Origin of the sequence: Streptomyces cinnabarinus, assembly GCF_027270315.1 — a bacterium.
GTDB classification, from domain to species: domain Bacteria; phylum Actinomycetota; class Actinomycetes; order Streptomycetales; family Streptomycetaceae; genus Streptomyces; species Streptomyces cinnabarinus.
In genome coordinates this window covers 4,885,027-4,905,121 of the sequence record NZ_CP114413.1, presented here as the reverse complement: position 1 = coordinate 4,905,121, position 20,095 = coordinate 4,885,027, and the positions used below count along the sequence as shown (strand labels likewise).

General features: G+C 71.6%; 19 protein-coding genes. 7 read left to right on the top strand and 12 right to left on the bottom strand.

The features are described from left to right. Window positions 1-8: 8 nt before the first annotated feature. On the top strand, window positions 9-218 hold the full coding sequence (locus STRCI_RS22165; RefSeq protein ID WP_269660700.1) for a DUF4287 domain-containing protein: 210 nt from the start codon (window positions 9-11) through the stop codon (window positions 216-218). A gap of 3 nt (window positions 219-221) precedes the next feature. On the opposite strand, the gene STRCI_RS22160 is transcribed toward STRCI_RS22165, so the two are convergent. Continuing rightward, the gene (locus STRCI_RS22160) at window positions 222-932 is read right to left on the bottom strand and encodes a TIGR03943 family putative permease subunit (RefSeq protein WP_269660699.1); all 711 of its coding nucleotides are present in this window, start codon (window positions 930-932) and stop codon (window positions 222-224) included. Further along, entirely contained in the window at window positions 929-1,921 is a 993-nt protein-coding gene (locus tag STRCI_RS22155) for a permease (RefSeq protein WP_269660698.1), read from the bottom strand. Before STRCI_RS22155 ends, STRCI_RS22160 begins: the two co-directional genes overlap by 4 nt. Before the next feature lie 173 nt (window positions 1,922-2,094). Between STRCI_RS22155 and STRCI_RS22150 the strand changes: the two genes are divergently transcribed. Continuing rightward, the gene (locus STRCI_RS22150; protein ID WP_269664614.1) at window positions 2,095-3,996 is read left to right on the top strand and encodes an NAD-binding protein; all 1,902 of its coding nucleotides are present in this window, start codon (window positions 2,095-2,097) and stop codon (window positions 3,994-3,996) included. Between the two features lie 25 nt (window positions 3,997-4,021). Next, window positions 4,022-5,098 (top strand): AraC family transcriptional regulator, encoded by a 1,077-nt coding sequence (locus tag STRCI_RS22145; protein WP_269660697.1) that lies wholly within the window; start codon window positions 4,022-4,024, stop codon window positions 5,096-5,098. 176 nt (window positions 5,099-5,274) lie between these two features. Here STRCI_RS22145 and STRCI_RS22140 read toward each other — a convergent pair whose 3' ends face one another. Next, the gene (locus STRCI_RS22140) at window positions 5,275-7,101 is read right to left on the bottom strand and encodes a S9 family peptidase (protein WP_269660696.1); all 1,827 of its coding nucleotides are present in this window, start codon (window positions 7,099-7,101) and stop codon (window positions 5,275-5,277) included. A 127-nt stretch (window positions 7,102-7,228) separates the two neighbouring features. Here STRCI_RS22140 and STRCI_RS22135 point away from each other — a divergent pair, with 127 nt between their 5' ends. Together STRCI_RS22135 and STRCI_RS22130 are read left to right on the top strand one after the other, a co-directional pair. Next, the gene (locus STRCI_RS22135; RefSeq protein ID WP_269660695.1) at window positions 7,229-7,603 is read left to right on the top strand and encodes a nuclear transport factor 2 family protein; all 375 of its coding nucleotides are present in this window, start codon (window positions 7,229-7,231) and stop codon (window positions 7,601-7,603) included. 45 nt (window positions 7,604-7,648) lie between these two features. Beyond that, window positions 7,649-8,434, top strand: coding sequence for an SURF1 family protein (locus tag STRCI_RS22130; RefSeq protein WP_269660694.1), 786 nt, complete (start codon window positions 7,649-7,651; stop codon window positions 8,432-8,434). Between the two features lie 35 nt (window positions 8,435-8,469). On the opposite strand, the gene STRCI_RS22125 is transcribed toward STRCI_RS22130, so the two are convergent. From STRCI_RS22125 to STRCI_RS22110, 4 genes are all read right to left on the bottom strand, one after another. Next, window positions 8,470-9,915 (bottom strand): hypothetical protein, encoded by a 1,446-nt coding sequence (locus STRCI_RS22125; RefSeq protein ID WP_336298817.1) that lies wholly within the window; start codon window positions 9,913-9,915, stop codon window positions 8,470-8,472. An 80-nt stretch (window positions 9,916-9,995) separates the two neighbouring features. After that, entirely contained in the window at window positions 9,996-10,679 is a 684-nt protein-coding gene (locus tag STRCI_RS22120; RefSeq protein ID WP_269660693.1) for a SigE family RNA polymerase sigma factor, read from the bottom strand. A 372-nt stretch (window positions 10,680-11,051) separates the two neighbouring features. Further along, window positions 11,052-12,110, bottom strand: a complete 1,059-nt coding sequence (locus STRCI_RS22115; RefSeq protein WP_269660692.1) for an aspartate-semialdehyde dehydrogenase — start codon at window positions 12,108-12,110, stop codon at window positions 11,052-11,054. Further along, the gene (locus STRCI_RS22110) at window positions 12,110-13,387 is read right to left on the bottom strand and encodes an aspartate kinase (RefSeq protein WP_269660691.1); all 1,278 of its coding nucleotides are present in this window, start codon (window positions 13,385-13,387) and stop codon (window positions 12,110-12,112) included. Before STRCI_RS22110 ends, STRCI_RS22115 begins: the two co-directional genes overlap by 1 nt. Before the next feature lie 187 nt (window positions 13,388-13,574). Here STRCI_RS22110 and STRCI_RS22105 point away from each other — a divergent pair, with 187 nt between their 5' ends. Continuing rightward, window positions 13,575-14,264: a response regulator transcription factor gene (locus STRCI_RS22105; protein WP_269660690.1), complete on the top strand. Its 690-nt coding sequence runs from the start codon at window positions 13,575-13,577 to the stop codon at window positions 14,262-14,264. Then, window positions 14,261-15,613 carry a sensor histidine kinase gene (locus STRCI_RS22100; protein ID WP_269660689.1) on the top strand — a complete coding sequence of 451 codons (1,353 nt, stop codon included), beginning with the start codon at window positions 14,261-14,263 and terminating at the stop codon, window positions 15,611-15,613. Before STRCI_RS22105 ends, STRCI_RS22100 begins: the two co-directional genes overlap by 4 nt. Here the strand turns inward: STRCI_RS22100 and STRCI_RS22095 are convergent. From STRCI_RS22095 to recR, 5 genes are all read right to left on the bottom strand, one after another. After that, a complete protein-coding gene (locus tag STRCI_RS22095) occupies window positions 15,579-16,073 on the bottom strand; it encodes an SgcJ/EcaC family oxidoreductase (protein ID WP_269660688.1) in 495 nt (164 codons plus the stop codon). The two genes, STRCI_RS22100 and STRCI_RS22095, sit on opposite strands and share 35 nt — an antisense overlap. A 101-nt stretch (window positions 16,074-16,174) precedes the next feature. Continuing rightward, complete coding sequence (locus STRCI_RS22090) at window positions 16,175-18,262, bottom strand: tetratricopeptide repeat protein (RefSeq protein ID WP_269660687.1); 2,088 nt, start codon at window positions 18,260-18,262, stop codon at window positions 16,175-16,177. Next, window positions 18,262-18,675 carry a hypothetical protein gene (locus STRCI_RS22085; RefSeq protein ID WP_269660686.1) on the bottom strand — a complete coding sequence of 138 codons (414 nt, stop codon included), beginning with the start codon at window positions 18,673-18,675 and terminating at the stop codon, window positions 18,262-18,264. Before STRCI_RS22085 ends, STRCI_RS22090 begins: the two co-directional genes overlap by 1 nt. A gap of 154 nt (window positions 18,676-18,829) precedes the next feature. Then, complete coding sequence (locus STRCI_RS22080; RefSeq protein ID WP_269660685.1) at window positions 18,830-19,489, bottom strand: DUF5063 domain-containing protein; 660 nt, start codon at window positions 19,487-19,489, stop codon at window positions 18,830-18,832. Then, on the bottom strand, window positions 19,482-20,081 hold the full coding sequence (gene recR, locus STRCI_RS22075) for a recombination mediator RecR (protein WP_269660684.1): 600 nt from the start codon (window positions 20,079-20,081) through the stop codon (window positions 19,482-19,484). Before recR ends, STRCI_RS22080 begins: the two co-directional genes overlap by 8 nt. Window positions 20,082-20,095: the final 14 nt, after the last annotated feature.

Genomic DNA, 20,095 nt, shown 5'->3' with positions numbered 1-20,095 from the left:
TCATCGACATGACCGCCCCCGTGAAAGGCCCCGCCAGCTACTTCCCCTCCATCGAGAAGAAGTACGGCCGTCCCGTCGAGGAGTGGAAGGGGCTCATCCGCAGCTCTCCGCTCACCAAGCACATGGAGCTCGTCAACTGGCTCAAGGCCGAGCACGGGCTGGGGCACGGGCATGCCAATGCGCTGGTCGCGCACACTCTTGCCGAGTCGAAGGGCTAGACGTCAGTTGTTCCAGGTCTCGTCGTACGGGTCCTTCGGGGGCGGGACCGGGGTTGCCTTCGTCACCTTCAGGTAGGGGATGGGGGCGCCGTTCACCGGGTCCTCGGTGGTGCCGGGGGTGTAGGTGCCGGTGACGCGCAGCCAGGTGTCCGGGCGCAGGACCGGTGGGACCTTTCCGGTCAGGGCGATCTTTACCGGCTGGGCGTCCGCCGCGCAGCAGTTGAGGGTCATGCGGACCAGGTAGGGCGGGCCGGAGCGGGGGGTGGCCACGAAGCCGGTGATCTCCAGCTCGCGGTTTCTCAGGGTGCGGCCTTTGTCGTAGGCGGCTCGGGCCGCGTAGTCCGTCAGGGCCAGGCGCAGGGTGCCGGACGGGGGTAGGTCCGCGTAGCCGTACGGCTGTTGCAGGGCCGTGCCGGTGCGTACGGCGCTGTAGGAGCCGAGGGCGGGCGGGGCCACCAGGATCAGGGCCAGGACGGGGAGGGTGAGGAGCCAGGTGACCCGCGGTTCCGGGTGGCCGGTGTGGTCCGGGGTTCGGCGTTCGTACCAGACCGTGGCGATCGCCGCCGCGATCAGGACGGCCGCCGAGAGCAGCAGCAGGGGGCGCAGTCCTGATTTGACGTAGCGCAGGTAGAGGTCGGTCGTGCCCGCGTGGAGCAGGGTCGCGCCCAGGAGGAAGAGCAGGGCTGCCTGGGCCTGGTGAGTCCCGGGTTTCACAGCAGCACCGCCCCTGTCGCCGTCGAGACCAGTACCGCCATCACGAATGTCGCGGGCGCGAAGCGCAGGGCGAAGGCGCGGCCGAAGGTGCCCGCCTGCATCGCGAACAGCTTCAGGTCGACCATCGGGCCGACGACCAGGAAGGTGAGCCGGGCCGTCAGGGAGAAGTGGGTCAGCGACGCCGCCACGAACGCGTCCGCCTCCGAGCAGATCGACAGCAGTACGGCGAGGACGCCCAGGGCGAGAACAGCGGCGAAAGGGTTGGCCGCCAGTCCGCGCAGCCAGCTCTCCGGTGCCACCGCCTTCAGGGTCGCCGCCGCCATCGCGCCCACCACCAGGAAACCTCCGGCGTGCAGCACGTCGTGCCGGACCGAGCCCCAGAAGGCGGCGCCGCGGCCCTGGCCGTCGTAGGACGAACGAGCCGGTGGGCGCAGCCAGTCGGTGCGGCCGAGGCGGAGCCAGAGCCAGCCCATCGCGCAGGCCACCAGGAGGCTCGCGACCAGGCGGGCCAGGACCATCTCGGGGTTGCCGGGGAAGGCCACGGCTGTCGCGGTCAGGACGATCGGGTTGATCGCGGGGGCGGAGAGGAGGAAGGCGAGTGCCGCGGCGGGGGTGACTCCGCGGCGGACCAAGGCGCCCGCCACCGGGACCGACGCGCACTCGCAGCCCGGCAGGACCGCGCCCGCCGCGCCCGCCACCGGGACCGCGAGGGCGGGGCGGCCGGGCAGGGCGCGGGCGAAGAACGACGCGGGCACGAACACCGCGATCGCCGCCGACAGCAACACGCCCAACACCAGGAACGGCAGCGCCTGGATCACCACCGCCACGAACACCGTCGTCCAGCTCTGCATCACCGGTGCGGACAGGGCGCCGCGCAGGGGGTTCTGGAGGAGGACGGCGAGCACGAGGAGGGTGATGAAGGCGAGGGGGGTGGAGGCGGAGCGGGTGTCCGGCTGGTCGGGGGGACGGGTTCTGGTGGTGGTCGCCACGGGTGGTCGTGTCCCTCCGGTGCGGGCTTGCCGGTCTTCCTCCCCTTTCCTACGGGGAGTTGGCGTGCATTGTTCAGATGGTTGCTGGAACCACCCGTCTCGTTGAGGCAGTCTTTTCCCTTGTGGTGAGCGTTCCGAGTCAGGGTCAGCCGGGTGGTGCGCCCCCGGCGCACATGGTGGTGTGCGGCGACGACGGTCTCGCGCACCGGCTCGCCGCCGAACTGCGCGGGGTCTACGGCGAACAGGTCACGCTCGTCGTGCCCCCCGCCGAACGGGCGGTACGGCCGCCGGTGGTGGGGCGGGCCCGGGCCGCGTCGGCCGCGCTGCTGGACCGGATGGTCAGCGCCGCCGTGAGCCGGGCCGCGGGCAACAGCAACGGGTCGCCGGCCGAGAGCGAGCGGCTCGTCGAGGCCGCCGAGGTCACCGAGGCGGTGCTGGCGGACGCCGGGGTGGAGCGGGCGGCCGCGCTCGCGCTCGTCTATGACGACGACGAGACCAACATCCGCGCCGCCCTCACCGCGCGCCGGATCAATCCCCGGCTGCGGCTGGTGCTGCGGCTCTACAACCGGCGGCTGGGGCAGCACATCGAGGAACTGCTCGACCAGGCCGCCGCGTTGGCCACGAGTTCCGCCAGCACCGCCGATGCATCGACCACCGTCCTCTCCGACGCCGACACCGCCGCTCCCGCGCTGGTCGCCACCGCGCTCGTCGGCACCAGCAAGGTCGTACAGACCGACGGGTTACTGCTGCGGGCGGTGGAGCGGCAGCCGGGCGCGCGGGGGGAGGTCGCGGATCCCGGTCTTGCCACGCTGGCGCTGCTGTCCGCGCCGGGGGGCGGTGGTGGCCCGGAAGGCGACGAGGAGGGGCCGCAGTTGCTGCCCGACGAGGCCGCGGTGCGTCGGGCGCGGGGGCGGGGAGCCGTCGTACTGGAGCAGGTGTCGTACTCCGGGCCCTCGATGTCGGGCGGGCGGGGAGTCGTGCCCGCCTTCTCGTCCCTGTTCTCGCGGCGGCTGCGGTGGTCGCTGGCGGGTCTGGTGGGCTGTGTCTTCGCGCTGGCCGTGGCGTTGACGGTGGTCACCGGGGATCATCCGCTGCACGCCACGTATGTGACGCTCCTCGATCTCTTCGCCATCAACGAGCCCGCGCTCAACCAGTCCACGGGCCGTCAGGTGCTGCAACTCCTCTCCGGGCTGCTCGGGTTGCTGCTGCTGCCGGTGCTGCTGGCCGCGGTGCTGGAGGCGCTGGGTACCTTCCGGACCGCCTCCGCGCTGCGCAAGCCGCCTCGGGGACTGGGTGGGCATGTGGTCCTGCTCGGGCTGGGGAAGATCGGGACGCGGGTGCTGACCCGGCTGCGTGAACTGCACATCCCGGTGGTGTGCGTCGAGGCCGATCCCGAGGCCCGCGGGATGGCCACGGCACGGCGGCTGCGGGTGCCCGTGGTGCTGGGGGACGTCACCCAGGAAGGGGTGCTGGAGGCCGCGAAGGTCCATCGGGCCAGCGCGCTGCTCGCGGTGACCAGCGTGGACACCACCAACCTGGAGGCCGTACTGGCGGCCCGGTCCGTACGGCCCGACCTTCGGGTCGTCCTCCGGCTCTACGACGACGACTTCGCGACGGCGGTGTACCGCACCCTGCGTGCCGCGCACCCCTTCGCCTCCACCCGGAGCCGGAGCGTGACCCATCTGGCCGCGCCCGCGTTCGCCGGGGCGATGCTGGGGCGGCAGATCCTGGGCGCGATCCCGGTCGAGCGGCGGGTGCTGCTGTTCGCGTCCGTGGAGGTGGGCGGGCACCCTCAGCTGGAGGGGCGGACGGTCGGGGAGGCGTTCCGGGCGGGAGCCTGGCGGGTGCTGGCCCTGGACACGGCGACCGGGGCGGGGGCTGGAGCCGGGGCGGCAGGGTCCGGTCCGGCGGACGGGGGCGGGGCCGGGGGCGCCCAGGGCTCGGCGTCCGGGCTGGTGTGGGATCTGCCGGACACGTATGTGCTGCGCGCGGAGGACCGGGTGGTGCTGGCCGCCACGCGGCGGGGACTGGCGGAGCTGCTGGGACGGCGGAGGCGAGAGTCGGCGGGGGCGTGACAGGGGATCGACGGGGGGCGGGTTCGTGAAGTGTGGGCAGGGGGACGGGCAGGTGCCGGTGTTGCGGCCCGGGCCCGCGACGCACGGGGTTCTGGTTCAGGACGTCGACGCGTGGCGGGGTGCGTTGCGGGAGTCGGCGACGGCGCTGGACGCGGCGCTCCTCGGACCCGGCGAGCGTCTCGGCGAGCGTCCTCGCGGCCGTTCCGCCGACTGCCCCGGCTACACCGGCTGGGTCTACGCGCTGGACCTCGGCGAGGTCGGGCTCGTGGACATCGGGTCCGATCCGGTGCGGGTCACCCGCACTCGGCGGCTGATCGACCGGGACCCCCTCGATCTCTACCACCTCGCCGTCGCCCAGCGCCCCGGCCAGGCCCTGGCAGGGGGCCGCCACACCCGGCTGCGCGTCGGCGACGCCCTGCTCCACGGCAGCGCCGACCCGTGGTCGGTCACCGCCGACTCCTTCGGCCACTTCCTCGTGATCAACGTCCCGCGAGCCGTCCTGCGGCGCGATCTGCAGATCGAGACGGGGATGATCGGGCAGGTCGTCCCCGCCGAGAACCCCCTCCTGCGGGTGCTGACCCGCACGGTCACCGAGCTCGGCCGCGAGGCGCCCCGGCTGCCCTCCGCCTCGCTCGCCGAACTCGGCCACACTGTCCGTGAGTTGCTGGTCTCCACCCTGCGGCTGGAGATGGCCGGCCAGGAGCCCGGCACCGCCACCGCGCGCAGCGTCCTGCTGGCGCGGATGCGGGAGTTCGTCCACGAGCATCTGCGCGACCCGGACCTGTCGCCGCGCATGCTCGCCGACGCCTTCCGGGTCTCGACCCGGTACGTCGAACTCGCCTTCCGGGACGCCGACCGCTCCCCCGCGCGCTTCATCCGCGAGACCCGGATGGCGGAGGCCCGCCGGATGCTCGCCGATCCACGGCAACGGCACCGCTCGATCGCCGCCATCGCCCGCACCGTCGGCATCCCGAACCCGACGGTCTTCGCCCGCTCCTTCCGCGCCCACTACCAGCTCACCCCGCGCGACTACCGGCACTCCCACACCCCCGAAGCGGAGCGCAGAAGCGGAATGCAGGAGCGGAATGCAGGAGCGGAATGAATGAACGGCCCCTCGCCTGACGGCAATTGACCGTTCGGACTGTGCACACAACCCGCTCGCGAACCGTGCAGATCCGCGCCGCCCCGCTGCCTACAGTCCGATCGCCCCGCCTCCCGGACGCCCCCGTACGTGGGGGCGGGGCACACCACGCCGGCCGCCCTTGCCCCCGGGCTCCGTCAGGCGTTCAGATGGCGGGCCGCGAAGTCCAGCTCCAGGCGGACCTGCTTGATGCGCTCGTCCACGACCAGGGAGCCATGGCCCGCGTCATAGCGGTACACCTCGTGGACGGCGTCGCGGGCTTCGAGGCGCTTGACGTAGTTGTCGATCTGGCGGATGGGGCAGCGGGGGTCGTTGACGCCTGCGGAGATGTAGACGGGGGCCGTCACCTTGTCCACGTAGGTGAGGGGCGACGAGGCCTCGAAGCGCTCCGGGACCTCCTCCGGGGTGCCGCCGAGGAGCGTGCGGTCCATCGCCTTCAGTGCCTCCATCTCGTCGTGGTACGCCGTGACGTAGTCGGCCACCGGGACCGCCGCGATGCCCAGGGTCCATGCGTCGGGCTGGGCGCCGAGGCCGAGGAGGGTGAGATAGCCGCCCCAGGAGCCACCGGTCAGGATCAGCCGGGCGGGATCGGCGAGACCCGAGGTCACCGCCCACTCGCGGACCGCCGCGATGTCCTCCAGTTCGATCAGGCCGACGCGGTGTTTGAGGGCGTCCGTCCAGGCGCGGCCGTAGCCGGTCGAGCCCCGGTAGTTGACCCGGATCACCGCGTAGCCGTGGTCCACCCAGGCCGCCGGGCCCGCCGCGAAGGCGTCGCTGTCGTGCCAGGTCGGGCCGCCGTGGATGTCGAAGACGGTGGGGAGCGGGCCGGTGGACCCGGCCGGCTTCTGGACCAGGGCGTGGATCCGGCCGCCGGGGCCGTCCACCCAGACGTCCTCCACCGGGACCGAGCCCGGGGACTTCATCCCCGGCGGGTCCAGGACGGTCTCACCGGTCGTCGAGCGGACCGTCGACGGCCGGGCGGCCGAGGACCACAGGAACTCCACCGTGCCGTCCGGGCGGGCCGTAGCGCCCGAGACCGTGCCCTGCGGGGTGGGGATCCTGGTCAGGTCGTGGCCGGCGAGGTCGTAGCGGAAGAGCTCGCTGCGGGCCTCGTGGCTGTGCGCGACCAGCAGGCCCGAGCCGTCCGGGTACCACTCGGCGCTCACATCGCCCGGCAGGTCCAGGACCAGGTCCGTCTGCTCGCCCGTGGCCACGTCCCACACCAGGGGCTCCCAGCGGCCGCGGCGCTGGTGGCCGACGAGCAGGCGGGTGTCGCCGTCGACGGGGGCGAAGCCCAGCACTTCGAGGCCCAGCTCCTCGGTGCCGCCCTTGGTGTCGTCCAGCTCGGCGACCGCGGAGCCGTCCGGGCGCAGGACGCGCAGCGCGGAGTGCATGGCGTCGCCGTGCTCGGTGTGCTCGACGGCGATCAGCGAACCGTCGTGGGAGAGATCGCCGACGCCCGCGGACTCGCGGTGCCGGTAGAGCTCCGCCGGGGGCTCGCCGAGGCGCGCGAGGTGGATCGTGGTGCCCTCGTCGTCCGTGGAACGGCCCACGATCGCCGTACGGCCGTCGCGGCCGAGGGCGAGGCCCGCTGGGTAGGAGGGGTCAAGGCCCGGGGTGGCCAGCTCGTCCTCGCCGCCCGTGAACGGCTGGCGGCGCCAGACGCCGAACTCGTCGCCGTCCTTGTCGTCGAACCACCAGATCCAGGCGCCGTCCGGGGAGAGCACACCGTCCGTCGTGCCGTTCGGGCGGTCCGTCACCTGGCGCTGCTCGCCGGTGGCACGGTCCCAGGCGTACAGCTCGTACGTCCCCGTCGCGTTCGACACGAACAGGGAGCGGTCCGGGGCGTCCTCCGCCCAGTCCGGCAGGGACACCCGCGGCGCCCTGAAGCGCTTCTCCCAGTCCGGCATGGACCGCTTCTGCTCCTGCTGATCCGGCGCGGCGGACCCGTTGCTCTCAGTCATGGCCCCATAGTGCCTGGCATCGCCGACATCGCGCTGACTCGGTCCTCAGCCTGTGGACAACTCGGTGCCTGTGGATGAAGTCCATCGGCCGCCGCCGTTGTCAGTGGCCCGGTGCACACTGCTGGACATGACCGAGCTGCGGAAGACCGTCGAGGAGTTCTGGGCCGCCGCCGAGGCCCGTGACTGGGAAGCGTTCGCGGAGACGCTCGCGGAGGATGTGGCGTACGAGGCGCCGATGAGCCGGGAGCGGGTGCGGGGGCGGGAGGCGTATGTGCGGTTCAACCGGGAGTTTCCCGGTGACTGGCGGGTGCGGGTGGAGCGGATCGTCGCCGAGGACGCGCAGGCGGTGTCGTGGATACGGTTCACGCTCGGGGACGAGGTGAATGTGGGGATCTCCTTCTTCACCGGTGACGCGGCCGGGCGGATCACCACGGTCACGGACTTCTGGCCGGACCCGTACGAGCCGCCCGCGAACCGGGCCCGTCTCACCGAGCGGTTCTGACCCCCGCGGGACCGCGCCGGCGGGGCTGGCCGTACCGTGGGAGGCGTGTACCGGTTTCTGCTGACGCCCCGTTGGTGGGGGATCAACGTCTTCGTGCTGCTCGCCATCCCCTTCTGCGTCTTCATGGGGTCATGGCAGCTGAGCCGGTTCGAGGAGCGGGTGGACAGCCACCGCGGGGCGCGGGCCGAGGCCGCGTCGGACAAGCGGGAGGCGGCCCGGCCGGTGGCCGGGATGCTGCCCGTGGACAAGTCGACGGTGGGCGAGCAGGTCACGGCCACCGGGCGGTACGGGGAGCAGTTGCTCGTGCCCGACCGGGAACTGGACGACCGGCGGGGGTTCTACGTCCTGACGCTGCTGCGGATCGACGGGGGTGAGGCCCTTCCGGTGGTACGGGGGTGGCTGCCCGGGGACGCGGACGCGGCCGAAGTGCCGGACGCGCCCGCGGGTGAGGTCACCGTCACCGGAGCGCTCCAGGCCTCCGAGCAGCCCGGGGAGAACGGCGTGACCGGGCGCGGCGGATGGCCCGAGGGGCAGACCGGGGCGATCAGCGCGGCGTCGCTGGTGAACCTCGTCCCGTACGACGTGTACGACGCGTGGGTGACGCTGAACGAGGCCGACGGCGGGATGAAGGCCGTGCCGGTCAGTGCGACTCCGGACTCCGGGCTGGACCTGAAGGCCTTCCAGAACCTCGGCTACACCGGCGAATGGTTCGTCTTCGCCGGGTTCGTGGTCTTCATGTGGTTCCGCCTGCTCCGCCGCGAGGTGGAGTTCGCGCGGGACGCGGAGCTGGGCCTGGTCGAGCGGGAGGACTCGGAGCCGGTCGGGGTCTGAACCCCGGGCCCTGCCCGCGGCGGCGGCAGGAGCGGCTACGCCCCCGCCAGTACCCCGGTCCAGTACACCGTGCCCGCGCAGGCTCCCGAGATGGTCGTCTGGGCCGTGGGAGCGCCCGGCTCCGCTGTGTTGGTCACCGTCACCGTGCCGTCCACGGTGCCGTCGGCGGTGAGGAGCTGGGTGGAGGTGCCGGCGTCGGCGCCCGTCGAGGTGCCGCCCGTGGTGCCGGTGCTGTCCGAGGGGGTGGGGTCGGGGCTGGGTTCGCCGCCCGTCGTACCGCCGGAGTTCTCGCCCGTGGTGGGGCAGGTCTCCGAGGGGACCCAGGCGAACTTCACCTCGTAGGCGGAGCCCGGCTGCAGGAGCAGAGACGTCAGTTCCACGGACGGGTCCGGCAGGGAGGCCGCCGGGTCACCAGAGATGTGGCGGGCCGTGGACAGCTTCGTGGCGTCCGCCGCGCCGCCCGGCACCAGGTTCAGCGAGCCCGGGTTCGTGACCGTGCAGGCGGTCAGCGAGGAGTTCGTGAAGCGGAACGTGCCGTAGACCGCGCCCACGGCGTCCGGCGCGTCCGCGCCCGCCGCGGCGACCGCCAGCTGCTCCGCCGTACAGACGGCCGCGCCGGTGTCAGCCGTCGCCGCGGGGTCCGCGGAGCCGCCCGAGCCGTTGCCGCCGCCGTTGTCCTTGCCGTCGTTCTCCTGCTGCTCGTTCTCCGGGCCCTGGTCCTCGGTCGTGCCCGATGAACCGCCCGAGGAGCTCTCGCCGTTGTCGGGGTCCACGCCCTGGCTGGCGCCGCCCTGTGCCTGGGTGCCGTGTCCCGCGACCGAGGGGTTGGCGCCCGGGCCGGTCGTGTTGGAGACGTGCACCAGCGCCGGGACCGCCGTACCGACGAACAGCGCCGCGGCCGCCATGCCGACCAGCGCCTGCCGCTTGCGCGCCCGCCGTGCGGGCACCGCCCGCCGCAGATGCTCTAGCGTGCCGTCGCGCGGCTCGATCTCCTGCACCGCGTCGCGCAGCAGCTGACGCAGGTCCAGCTCCTCCATGCCGAGCCCGGCCGCCGCGGCGACACCGGCGCCCGGGGTGGCCGCCGTCTCGCGCGCGTCCCGCTGGTCCCGCCGGGCCCGCTGGTCCGAGCCCCAGCGCGCCGCGCCACGGCCACCGGCCCCACGCGCGTCCGGCTCACCCGAGCCCTCGACCTCGGCCCTCAGCCGGTCCAGACCGTCCAGACCGCGCCCGTCCAGGCCCAGGCCGCCAAGGCCCGGCCCGTCCGCGCCAGGCTCATCCGAGCCCAGCCCGTGCAGATCCAGCCCATCCAGGCCCAGCCCGTCAAGGCCCGCCCTGTCCGCGCCACGCCCGTCCAGGCCCAGCCCGTCAGAGCCCAGCCCATCCAGGCCCGCCCCGTCCGCGTCGGCCTCAGCCGTCCCCCGCAGGTCCAGGTCGTCCGATTCGGCCCCGTTCGGGCCCTGGCCGTCCCGGCCGTCGTTCACAGTTTCGTTCCCAGCGTGCGATTGCTCAGGCGTCTGGTCGTCCCCCCGGACATGACGCCGCCGTTCGTCGTGGTCCCCGCTCATGCCGGCGCCTCCATCGCGACCCGCAGCGCCGCGATGCCGCGCGAGCCGTACGCCTTGACCGAACCCAGGGAGATGCCGAGCGTCTCGGCGACCTGGGCCTCGGTCATGTCCGCGAAGTAGCGCAGGACGAGCACCTCGCGCTGCCGCCGCTGAAGCCCCTTCATCGCCTTGATCAGGGAGTCGCGCTCCAGCTGGTCGTAGGCGCCCTCCTCCGCGCTCGCCATGTCCGGCATCGGCTTGGACAGCAGCTTCAGGCCGAGGATGCGGCGGCGCAGCGCCGAGCGGGAGAGGTTGACCACCGTCTGGCGCAGGTACGCCAGGGTCTTCTCGGGGTCACGGACTCTCTTGCGCGCCGAGTGGACGCGGATGAATGCCTCCTGGACCACGTCCTCGCAGGAGGCCGTGTCGTCGAGGAGAAGCGCGGCGAGACCCAGCAGCGACCGGTAGTGGGTGCGGTAGGTCTCGGTGAGGTGGTCGACCGTCGTACCGGCGGCCGCGGCTTCCTCGACGTACTCGGAGCCGTCGCGCTGACTGGGGATGCGGGCGGGCCGCGCTGCGGGCATGGGTGCGATCACCGGCATGCCGCCGGGCGTACCGGGCATGCGGGGTCGGCGGTAGGGGCGGGGCGGCCGTAGAGCCGTGCCGCGCGTCGCCGCGGGGAAGTCGAGTACCTCTGCCACGCCAGTTGGACACGCTTCCCCCCGAGAGGGTTGTACGTGCCGGACGTCACTTTTGCGTCAGGCAGCACGGCTGATGGCGCCTCACATGCACTCATGCGTCCCGCTCTTCCCCTATGTCCCATATGAACGGGCGTCCCCACGCCCTGCCCATGGCGTCCCCACGCCAGAAAAACACGCCCGCGCACCCGCCGAAGGGCGACCGCAAAGACGCTCCCCGCCCTCCGCGCGGTTGCGGAGGGCGGGGAGGAAATCTTCGAACGCCGAAGGGGTCCTGTTCAAGTGGTACGGGCCATCATCCGGCTCACATCTCTGATGTAGATCCTACAAATGATTCGGGGAAGATCCCGGAGTTTTCCGGCCAACGGCCCCTCGTCACGAAAACTCCGCCGCCACCAGCTCGGCGATCTGGGCGGTGTTCAGCGCCGCCCCCTTGCGCAGGTTGTCCCCGCACACGAAGAGTTCGAGCGCCGTCGGGTCGTCCAGGGCCCGGCGGACCCGGCCGACCCAGGTGGGGTCGGTGCCGACCACGTCGGCGGGCGTGGGGAACTCCCCGGCCTCGGGGTTGTCGAAGAGCACGACGCCGGGGGCGGTGGCGATGATCTCCCGGGCGCGGGCGACCGTGACCTCGTCCTCGAAGCGGGCGTGCACGGTCAGGGAGTGGGTGGTGATCACGGGGACGCGGACGCAGGTGACCGCCACGGGCAGCTTCGGCAGTCCGAGGATCTTGCGGGACTCGTCCCGCACCTTCATCTCCTCCGACGACCAGCCGTCCTCGCGCAGCGAACCGGCCCAGGGGACGACGTTCAGCGCGACCGGCTCCGGGAACGGCCCGGTGTTCTCGCCCACGGCCCGCCGGACGTCGCCGGGGTTGGTGCCGAGTTCGGTGCCGGCGACCAGGGCCAGTTGCTGCCGCAGCGTCTCCACGCCGGCCCGGCCGGCGCCGCTGACCGCCTGGTAGGAGGAGACCACCAGCTCGCGCAGGCCGAACTCGGCGTGCAGCGCGCCGAGGGCCACGATCATGGACAGCGTCGTGCAGTTGGGGTTGGCGATGATGCCGCGCGGCCGGGTCCGGGCCGCGTGCGCGTTGACCTCGGGGACGACCAGCGGCACCTCCGGGTCCATCCGGAAGGCCCCGGAGTTGTCCACGACGACCGCGCCGCGCGCGGCGGCGATCGGCGCCCACCGGGCGGAGACCTCGTCGGGTACGTCGAACATCGCGACGTCGACCCCGTCGAAGGCCTCCTCCGCCAGGGCCACCACCTCGACCTCCTCGCCGCGCACGGCCAGCTTGCGGCCGGCCGAGCGCGGCGAGGCGATCAGACGGATCTCGCCCCAGATGTCCGCGTGCTGGGACAGGATCTGGAGCATGACCGTGCCGACGGCTCCGGTCGCTCCCACGACCGCGAGCGTCGGTCGTCCTTGAGGGGCCATCAGCGCCCGGTGCCTCCGTAGACAACGGCCTCGTCGCTGTCGGAGTCGAGGCCGAAGGCGGTGTGGACGGCGCGTACGGCCTCGTTGACGTCGTCGGCGCGGGTGACGACCGAGATACGGATCTCGGAGGTCGAGATCAGCTCGATGTTCACGCCCGCGTCGGACAGGGCGGTGAAGAAGTCGGCCGTGACCCCGGGGTTGGTCTTCATACCCGCGCCGACCAGGGAGATCTTGCCGATCTGGTCGTCGTAGCGCAGCGAGTCGAAGCCGATGCCGTGCTTGTTCTTCTCCAGGGCGTCGATGGCCTTGCGGCCCTCGGCCTTGGGGAGGGTGAAGGAGATGTCCGTCAGCCCCGTGGAGGCGGCGGACACGTTCTGCACGATCATGTCGATGTTGATCTCGGCGTCCGAGATCGTGCGGAAGATCGCGGCGGCCTCGCCCGGCTTGTCCGGCACACCGACGACCGTGATCTTGGCCTCGGAGGTGTCGTGCGCGACACCGGAGATGATGGCCTGCTCCACCTTCTTGTCCCCTTGCTCGATCGGCTGGCTGCTGACCCACGTGCCCTGAAGTCCGCTGAAGCTGGACCGCACATGGATCGGGATGTTGTAACGGCGGGCGTACTCCACACAGCGGTGGAGCAGCACCTTCGACCCGGAACTGGCCAGCTCCAGCATGTCCTCGAAGGAGATCCAGTCGATCTTCTTCGCCTTCTTCACCACGCGCGGGTCGGCGGTGAACACACCGTCCACGTCGGTGTAGATCTCGCACACCTCGGCGTCGAGCGCGGCGGCCAGGGCGACGGCCGTGGTGTCGGAACCGCCGCGGCCGAGCGTGGTGATGTCCTTCTTGTCCTGGCTCACGCCCTGGAACCCGGCGACGATGGCGATGTTGCCCTTGTCCAGGGACTCCCGGATCCGGCCCGGCGTGACATCGATGATGCGCGCTTTGTTGTGGACGGAGTCGGTGATGACGCCCGCCTGGCTGCCGGTGAAGGACTGGGCCTCGTGGCCCAGGTTTTTGATCGCCATGGCCAGCAGGGCCATGGAGATACGCTCTCCGGCGGTCAGCAGCATGTCGAACTCACGCCCGGCGGGCATCGGAGATACCTGCTCGGCGAGATCGATCAGCTCGTCCGTCGTGTCGCCCATCGCGGAAACGACGACGACCACCTGGTGGCCGTTCTTCTTCGCTTCCACGATCCGCTTGGCGACGCGCTTGATGCCCTCGGCATCGGCTACGGAGGAGCCTCCGTACTTCTGCACGACAAGGCCCACGTGCGCTCCTCGCTCAGTCCGTGTGTGTCGGCTCAGTTTAACGAGCGCAAGAATTTCACCTTCGCGGTATCGCATGGTGAGATTCCGGCGCCCAGGTCAGCGCATGCCCAGAGAACCACTCCGGGAAAAGTGCCAAGCATCACAAGGGGCCGCTGTGAATTAAGTTTCAAGCACTAAAGTGCGGGCTGTGCGCGTACTCCTGGTGGAAGACGATGAGCCGGTCGCCCAGTCCCTCAGACGCGGTCTGATCCGCTACGGCTTCACCGTCGAGTGGGTCTCCACGGGCGGCGCGGCACTGCGCCACGAAGGGCCCTACGACGTCGTACTCCTCGATCTCGGTCTGCCCGACACCGACGGTCTCGACGTCTGCAGGGCGCTGCGCGAGCGCGGCGCGGTGCCGATCATCGTGATCAGCGCGCGCAGCGACGAGACGGACCGGGTGGTCGGCCTGGAGCTGGGCGCCGACGACTACGTCTCCAAGCCCTTCGGGGTCCGCGAGGTCATCGCGCGAATACGGGCGGTCATGCGGCGCGTCCAGCCCCGTACCGCCGCCGCGGACAACGGCCCGGACCGCTACGGCTCCCGCCTCACCGTCGACCGCAAGGCGGCCCGGGTCCGGCTGGACGGCGCGGAGGTGGCCCTGGCGCCCAAGGAGTACGACCTGCTCGCCTTCCTCACCGAGGAGCCGGGCGCGCTGATGACCCGCGAGCAGATCATGGAAGCGGTGTGGGACGCGAACTGGTTCGGGCCGACGAAGACCCTGGACGTCCATGTGGCGGCGCTGCGCCGCAAGCTCGCCGGGGCGATCGCCATCGAGGCGGTGCGCGGGGTCGGCTTCCGGCTTGAGATCGTGGGCGCCGGCGACGGTACTTCATGAACCGTCAGCTCATCCGGAGCTACATCCTGCTCGTCGCGGTCGCCATCCTGCTGTTCACCGTGCCGGTCGCCTTCACCCTCACCAAGCAACTGCGCGACGACACCGAACTGTCCGTCCGGCGCGAGGCCCGGACGATGGCGCTGCTGCTCGGCAACGGCGACACCATCTCCTGCGACGCGCTGGAGCGCGTGGCGAAGGCGTACGGCGACGAGACGCCCGGCGATGTCCAGGTGACCCCGACCGGCACCTGCGCCCCGGATCTGCCGGAGCCCGCCCCGGACGCGGCGCTGACCCGGGCGGTGGGGCGCGACGACTCGACGACCGACTGGGGCTCGGACTTCATCTGGGGCGAGCGGCTGGAGGTCACGGTCCCCGCGCAGGGGCGGGGAGCGGTCCGGATCGTGTACTCGACCTCCGGGATGACCGACCGCCTGTGGCAGATCTGGGGCTTCCGGGCCGGGCTCGCCGTACTGGTCCTGGCAGCGGCGGCGGCGATCGGCGCGGTGGCGGCCCGGCGGATCACCCGGCCGCTGCGCGAACTGAACTCCATGGCCAGCAAGTTCAGCGACGGCGACCTGACCGCCCGCTCGCCGGTGACCGGCCCGCCCGAGACCCAGACCCTCGCCCGCACCCTCAACCAGGGCGCGGAACGCCTGGACACCCTGGTCGCCTCGCAGCGCATCTTCGTGGCGGACGCCTCGCACCAGCTGAGGACGCCGCTGACGGCACTGCGGCTGTCCCTGGACAACATCGCGGACGGGGTCGACGACGAGTTCGTCCGGGAGGACGTCGAGCAGGCGACGGCGGAGGTGGTCCGGATGAGCCGCCTGGTCAACGACCTGCTCGTGCTGGCACGGGCCGAGGCGAAAGTGACGGCGGCGGAGCCGACACCGCTGCCCGAGGTGGTGGCGGAGCGCCTCGCCGTCTGGCGGCCCGCGGCGGAGGAACGCGGGGTGCGGATCGCCCTGCGCCTGGACGCGGACGAACGTCCGGTGGTGTCGGCCAGCCCAGGCCACCTCGACCAGGTCCTGGACAACGTGCTCTCCAACGCACTGGAGGTCTCCCCCGACGGCGGCACGATCACCGTGCGGATCGAGTCCCGCGGCGACGCGGTGACCCTTGCCGTCCTGGACGAGGGTCCGGGCATGTCCGACCTGGAGAAGTCCCGTGCCTTCGACCGTTTCTGGCGCGGCCAGGGCCTGACCGGCCGCTCCGGCTCGGGACTCGGCCTCGCCGTCGTCAAGCAGCTGGTGTCCGACGACGGCGGGACGGTGACCCTGGCGGACGCGCCGGGCGGCGGTCTGAAGGTGCTGATCAGCCTTCGGGCATCGCAGAGGAGTGGTGGTTGACGATGAGCCACTCACCGCCGCGCTTCTCGTACTCGTAGGTGTAGCGGGCCTTGACGACCCTCGTCTCGCCGGTGTCGTGATCGGTGAGGGTGAACTGGTACACCCCGGCGTCGAGGGCGGAGTCGGCGTCGAGGACGTTGATGTGCGTCTCGACCTTCTTGCCGACGGGCTTGTTCTGGAGGAAGTGCTCCATGTAGTCGACGATCCCGGCGCGGTCGGTACGGACCTGGTTGGAGAGCGTCGGCAGCAGCACCGCGTCCTTGGCGTACCGGTCGGCGACCGTCTCCGCGTCCCCGGTGCGCAGGGCGGCGTTCCATCCGTCGAACAGCCGGGCGATCTCCCTCTTGCCCGGCCTGCCCTCGCCTCCCGCCGTGCCGACCCCGGCCGTGACCGTACCGGCGGTGACGAGCACGGCGACGGTGACGACGGCTGCGCGCTTGGATATGGAACGACGGGTCATCGCAACTCCCTTGCGGGTGTGGGGTACTGGGGTGACTCCACACTCGCGGGGAGCGGGTTAGGGCGGGTACAGGGGGTGTGCAGGGGGGATGCAAGGGGTGGTCACGCTTCGGTATCGGGGGGTTGGTCCAGCAGTTCGGCGAAGTCCTGGCGGAGTTTGTGGACTTGGGGTGCGTCCGGACCGACCAGGCTCTCCCAGTCGGCGAGGAGGGGGATGAGTACTTCGTGGGCGCGGGTCGGGTTGTTCAGGGCCTTCCATAGGAAGTGGGCGAAGAACTCGCGGGAGTGCAGGGTGAACCTTTCCGTCGCTCCGCGGTCTCGTACCATGCCCGCGATGTAGTCCTCGTACATGGCCGTGGCTCCCGCATGGTCGCCCGCCCTTCTCATGGTCAATGCCAGCGTCTGTCGCAGGCTCTGGCTGACGTTGCTTTCCGTGCCCGTGGCCTCCGTCGCCCTGGCCAGCAGTTCCTTGATGGAGTCACAGGCCTGCACGGCATAGCGGCCGGGATCCTGCCGGGCCAGGTCGCCCAGCACCTCGGCCCACAGCGACCAGGCTTTCAGCGATGCGGCGGCATCGGCCCCGAGCACCCGTTCCGCCTTCCTCGCGTTCTTCCTTGCCAGCCTCAGGGCATCCGCCAAACGTCCCGCCCGCCGGATCGCGTCGGCGAGCTCCGTTCTCGCGTCGATGGTCTCCGGGTGCCGGCGTCCGAACGTACGCACGTGATACGCGAGGTTCCGTTCGAGCAGCCTGATCGCGCTCTCGTGCCGACCGGCGTACCCGTAGGACTGAGCCAGGCTGTCCCGGGCCATGAGGGTGAGCTTGTGACGAGGTCCGCAGGCCCGTTCGGCCGACGCCAGGCACCTCTCGTGCAGATGGAGTGCGCGGGTGATGTCGAGATGGACGTATCTGAGCCCGCCCAGGTTGAACAACCAGATCTCTTCTTCGCCGTCGGTCTCCGGGGCGACGTGCGAAGCCAGGGATTCGAGGTGCGTCAGCCATCCCAACTCTGCCGCCGCATCCCGCAGTTCGTCTCCTGCGTCGTTCAGCAGACTGGTGGACCTGTGGGCGGACTCCATCCCCTCCGCCCGAGCCACCGCCTGCACCAGCCGATGCACCGAGATCGTCCCGTCCTCGTGCAGAGTGATCATGCTGTACGCCGCAAGCCGCCGAACCGCGTCGGTCACCTCGACCGGGCTGCCCATCCCCTGCAGATACCCGCGCGGAATCCCGTCCGGCGCCCACCACCCGATCAACCTCAGGATCTCCACCGCGAGCGGCGTGTCCACCAGCCGGTCCAGCGTCACGCGCCACACCCGGGCGACCGTACGCCCCGCGTCGGTCCCCTCCGCCGCCTGCGCGAACACCTCCGCCGGATACGCGTCCAGCAACTCCCGGTACCGCCCCGCCGAGATCCGGGCCTCCGCGCAGTAGGCAGCCGCCTGTTCCACGGCCAGCGGCAGACACCCCAGCTCCCGGCAGAGCTCGGCGACGTCCTCGGCGTCCTCACCCTGCTCGCGGCGGATACGGCCGAACAGCTCGACCGCTTCCGGTAGTTCGAGCACGTCGAGTGGCACCGGCTCGGCCACCCCCTGCCACCCCGTGGCCCGCCGCGACGTGATCAGCACCCGTCCGCCCGACGCCCGCGCCAGCAGTGGCTTCACATCGACCGGGTCGGACACGTTGTCCAGGACGAGCAGCCATCCGTCCCGCGCGGACAGCCACTGAACGGCCCGCTCCCGCAACGCCTCCCGGGACAGCACGTCCCGCAGCGCGGGCTGGAGGGCCACCGCCAGATCGGCGAGGCCCGCGTCGAGGTCGGCCGGGGTCTCGGCAGTGATCCACCAGACCGGGTTGTACGACTCCGTCCGACCCGCCGCCCATCGCGCCGCCAGCGTGGACTTGCCGATGCCACCGAGGCCGTGCACCGCCTGCACGACGACTCCGCCGACGGCCCGGAACGCCTCGTCCAGCAGCTCCAGTTCACGGTCACGCCCGACGAACAGTGCCGCTCTGTCAGGCAGGTTGACCAGACCCTCGGGCGCGCGGTCGGGCATCGCGAAGGCTTCGGCCGGCAACGCCAGTGACTTCTCGGTGTACATCGCGACCGAGGCGTCCCCGCTGACCGCCTGATTGATCGACTGCCCCGCGGCGATCGACCGGTCCCCCGACGCCTCCGCCGACGCGCCCATCAGGAGTCACCCGTCGATGCCGAGCCGATGTCACCCCCGGCGGCGATGGACCGATCGCCGGAGGCCGTGACGTTCCGGGCGGCCTGCGGAGAACCGGAGGAAGGCGGTGCGGGCGCCGCCCCCGAGCCACCCGAGACCCCGTCTCCCGTCGACGCGCTGCCGATGTTCCCACCCGCCGCGATCGACCGCGCCCCGCTCGCCGTCACCGACGTCCCCCCACCCGACTCCGAAGAGCCCCGGAAGGACGCGTACACGGCGAGCGCCAGCCCGATCAGCCCCGCCGCTCCCCCGGCCACGCTCGCCCAGGGGTCCGCCGCGTCGACATCGAGCACGCCGCCCACGACAAGCCCCGCCGCGCCCGCGACACAGAGCCCGATCCCCGTCCACATCAGCGCCTTCGCCCCAACTGCCATACGGCCATCATCGCGCCGTCGTTGGCCGGGTGGTGGGGGTTCCGGGGAGGATGCCGAGCCATGACGGCCCGTCCGCTCGTGCTGTCGCTTGCCCTGACGGGCGGGGTCACGGCCGTGACGAAGGGCCTGTGGGGTCTTTGAACGGACCCCGGAACTACTTCAGTTCCCGGATGCCCAGCGGCCCGGCGATCTCCTCGGCCATGACCTTGCCCGCCTCGAACTCGAGGGTGTCGTCGCCCATGGACTGGTCGGTGTCCAGGCCGTCGAGCTCTTCGAGCGGCTGGTTCAGGCGGACGTGGGCGAGGACGGACTGCAGCGCCCGCAGCGTCGCCGACGCGGTGGAGCCCCAGTTGGAGAAGTAGGAGAACTGCCACCACCACAGGGCCTCCGTGGTGCGGCCCGATCGGTAGTGGGCCATGCCGTGGCGCAGGTCGGTGATGACGTCCGCCAGGTCGTCGGAGATCCGGGCCGGGACGGGCGCCTTGCGGGGCTCGTAGGGGTCGAAGACCTCCGAGTAGACGTCCACCGGGTCGAGCAGGCGGGCGAGGCGCTCGCGGAGTTCGTCGACGTCCGGCTCCGGGCCCAGGTCGGGCTCGTAGCGCTCCTCCGGGACGATGTCCTCGTGCGCGCCCAGGCGACCGCCGGCGAGCAGCAGCTGGGAGACCTCCAGCAGCAGGAAGGGGATCGCCGATTCCGGCTCGTCGCCCTTCGCCACCTCGGTGACCGCTACGAGGAAGCTCTCTACCTGGTCCGCGATCTGGACCACGAAGTCGTCCGGGTCCTGCGAAGTCGCGTGCAGCGTGGCGTCAGACATCTAGGAGTCGTCTCCCCTCGAAGGCGCGGCCGAGTGTGACCTCGTCCGCGTATTCCAGGTCCCCACCCACCGGGAGGCCGCTGGCCAGGCGGGTGACCTTGAGGCCCATGGGCTTGATCATGCGGGCGAGGTACGTGGCCGTGGCCTCGCCTTCCAGATTCGGGTCCGTGGCCAGGATCAGCTCCGTGACCGTCCCGTCGGCCAACCGCGCGAGAAGTTCTCGTATACGGAGATCGTCGGGGCCCACGCCCTCGATGGGGCTGATCGCGCCGCCCAGGACGTGGTAGCGGCCGCGGAACTCACGGGTCCGCTCGATCGCGACCACGTCCTTCGGCTCCTCCACCACACAGATGACGGAGGCGTCGCGGCGGGCGTCCCGGCAGATGTTGCAGAGCTCTTCCTGGGCGACATTGCCGCAGGTCGCGCAGAAGCGGACCTTCGCCTTGACCTCCATGAGGGCCTGCGCGAGCCGCCGTACGTCCGTCGGTTCCGCCTGGAGGATGTGGAAGGCGATCCGCTGCGCGCTCTTGGGACCGACGCCGGGCAGCCGGCCCAGCTCGTCGATCAGGTCCTGAACCACGCCTTCGTACAACGGACTGCCGTCCT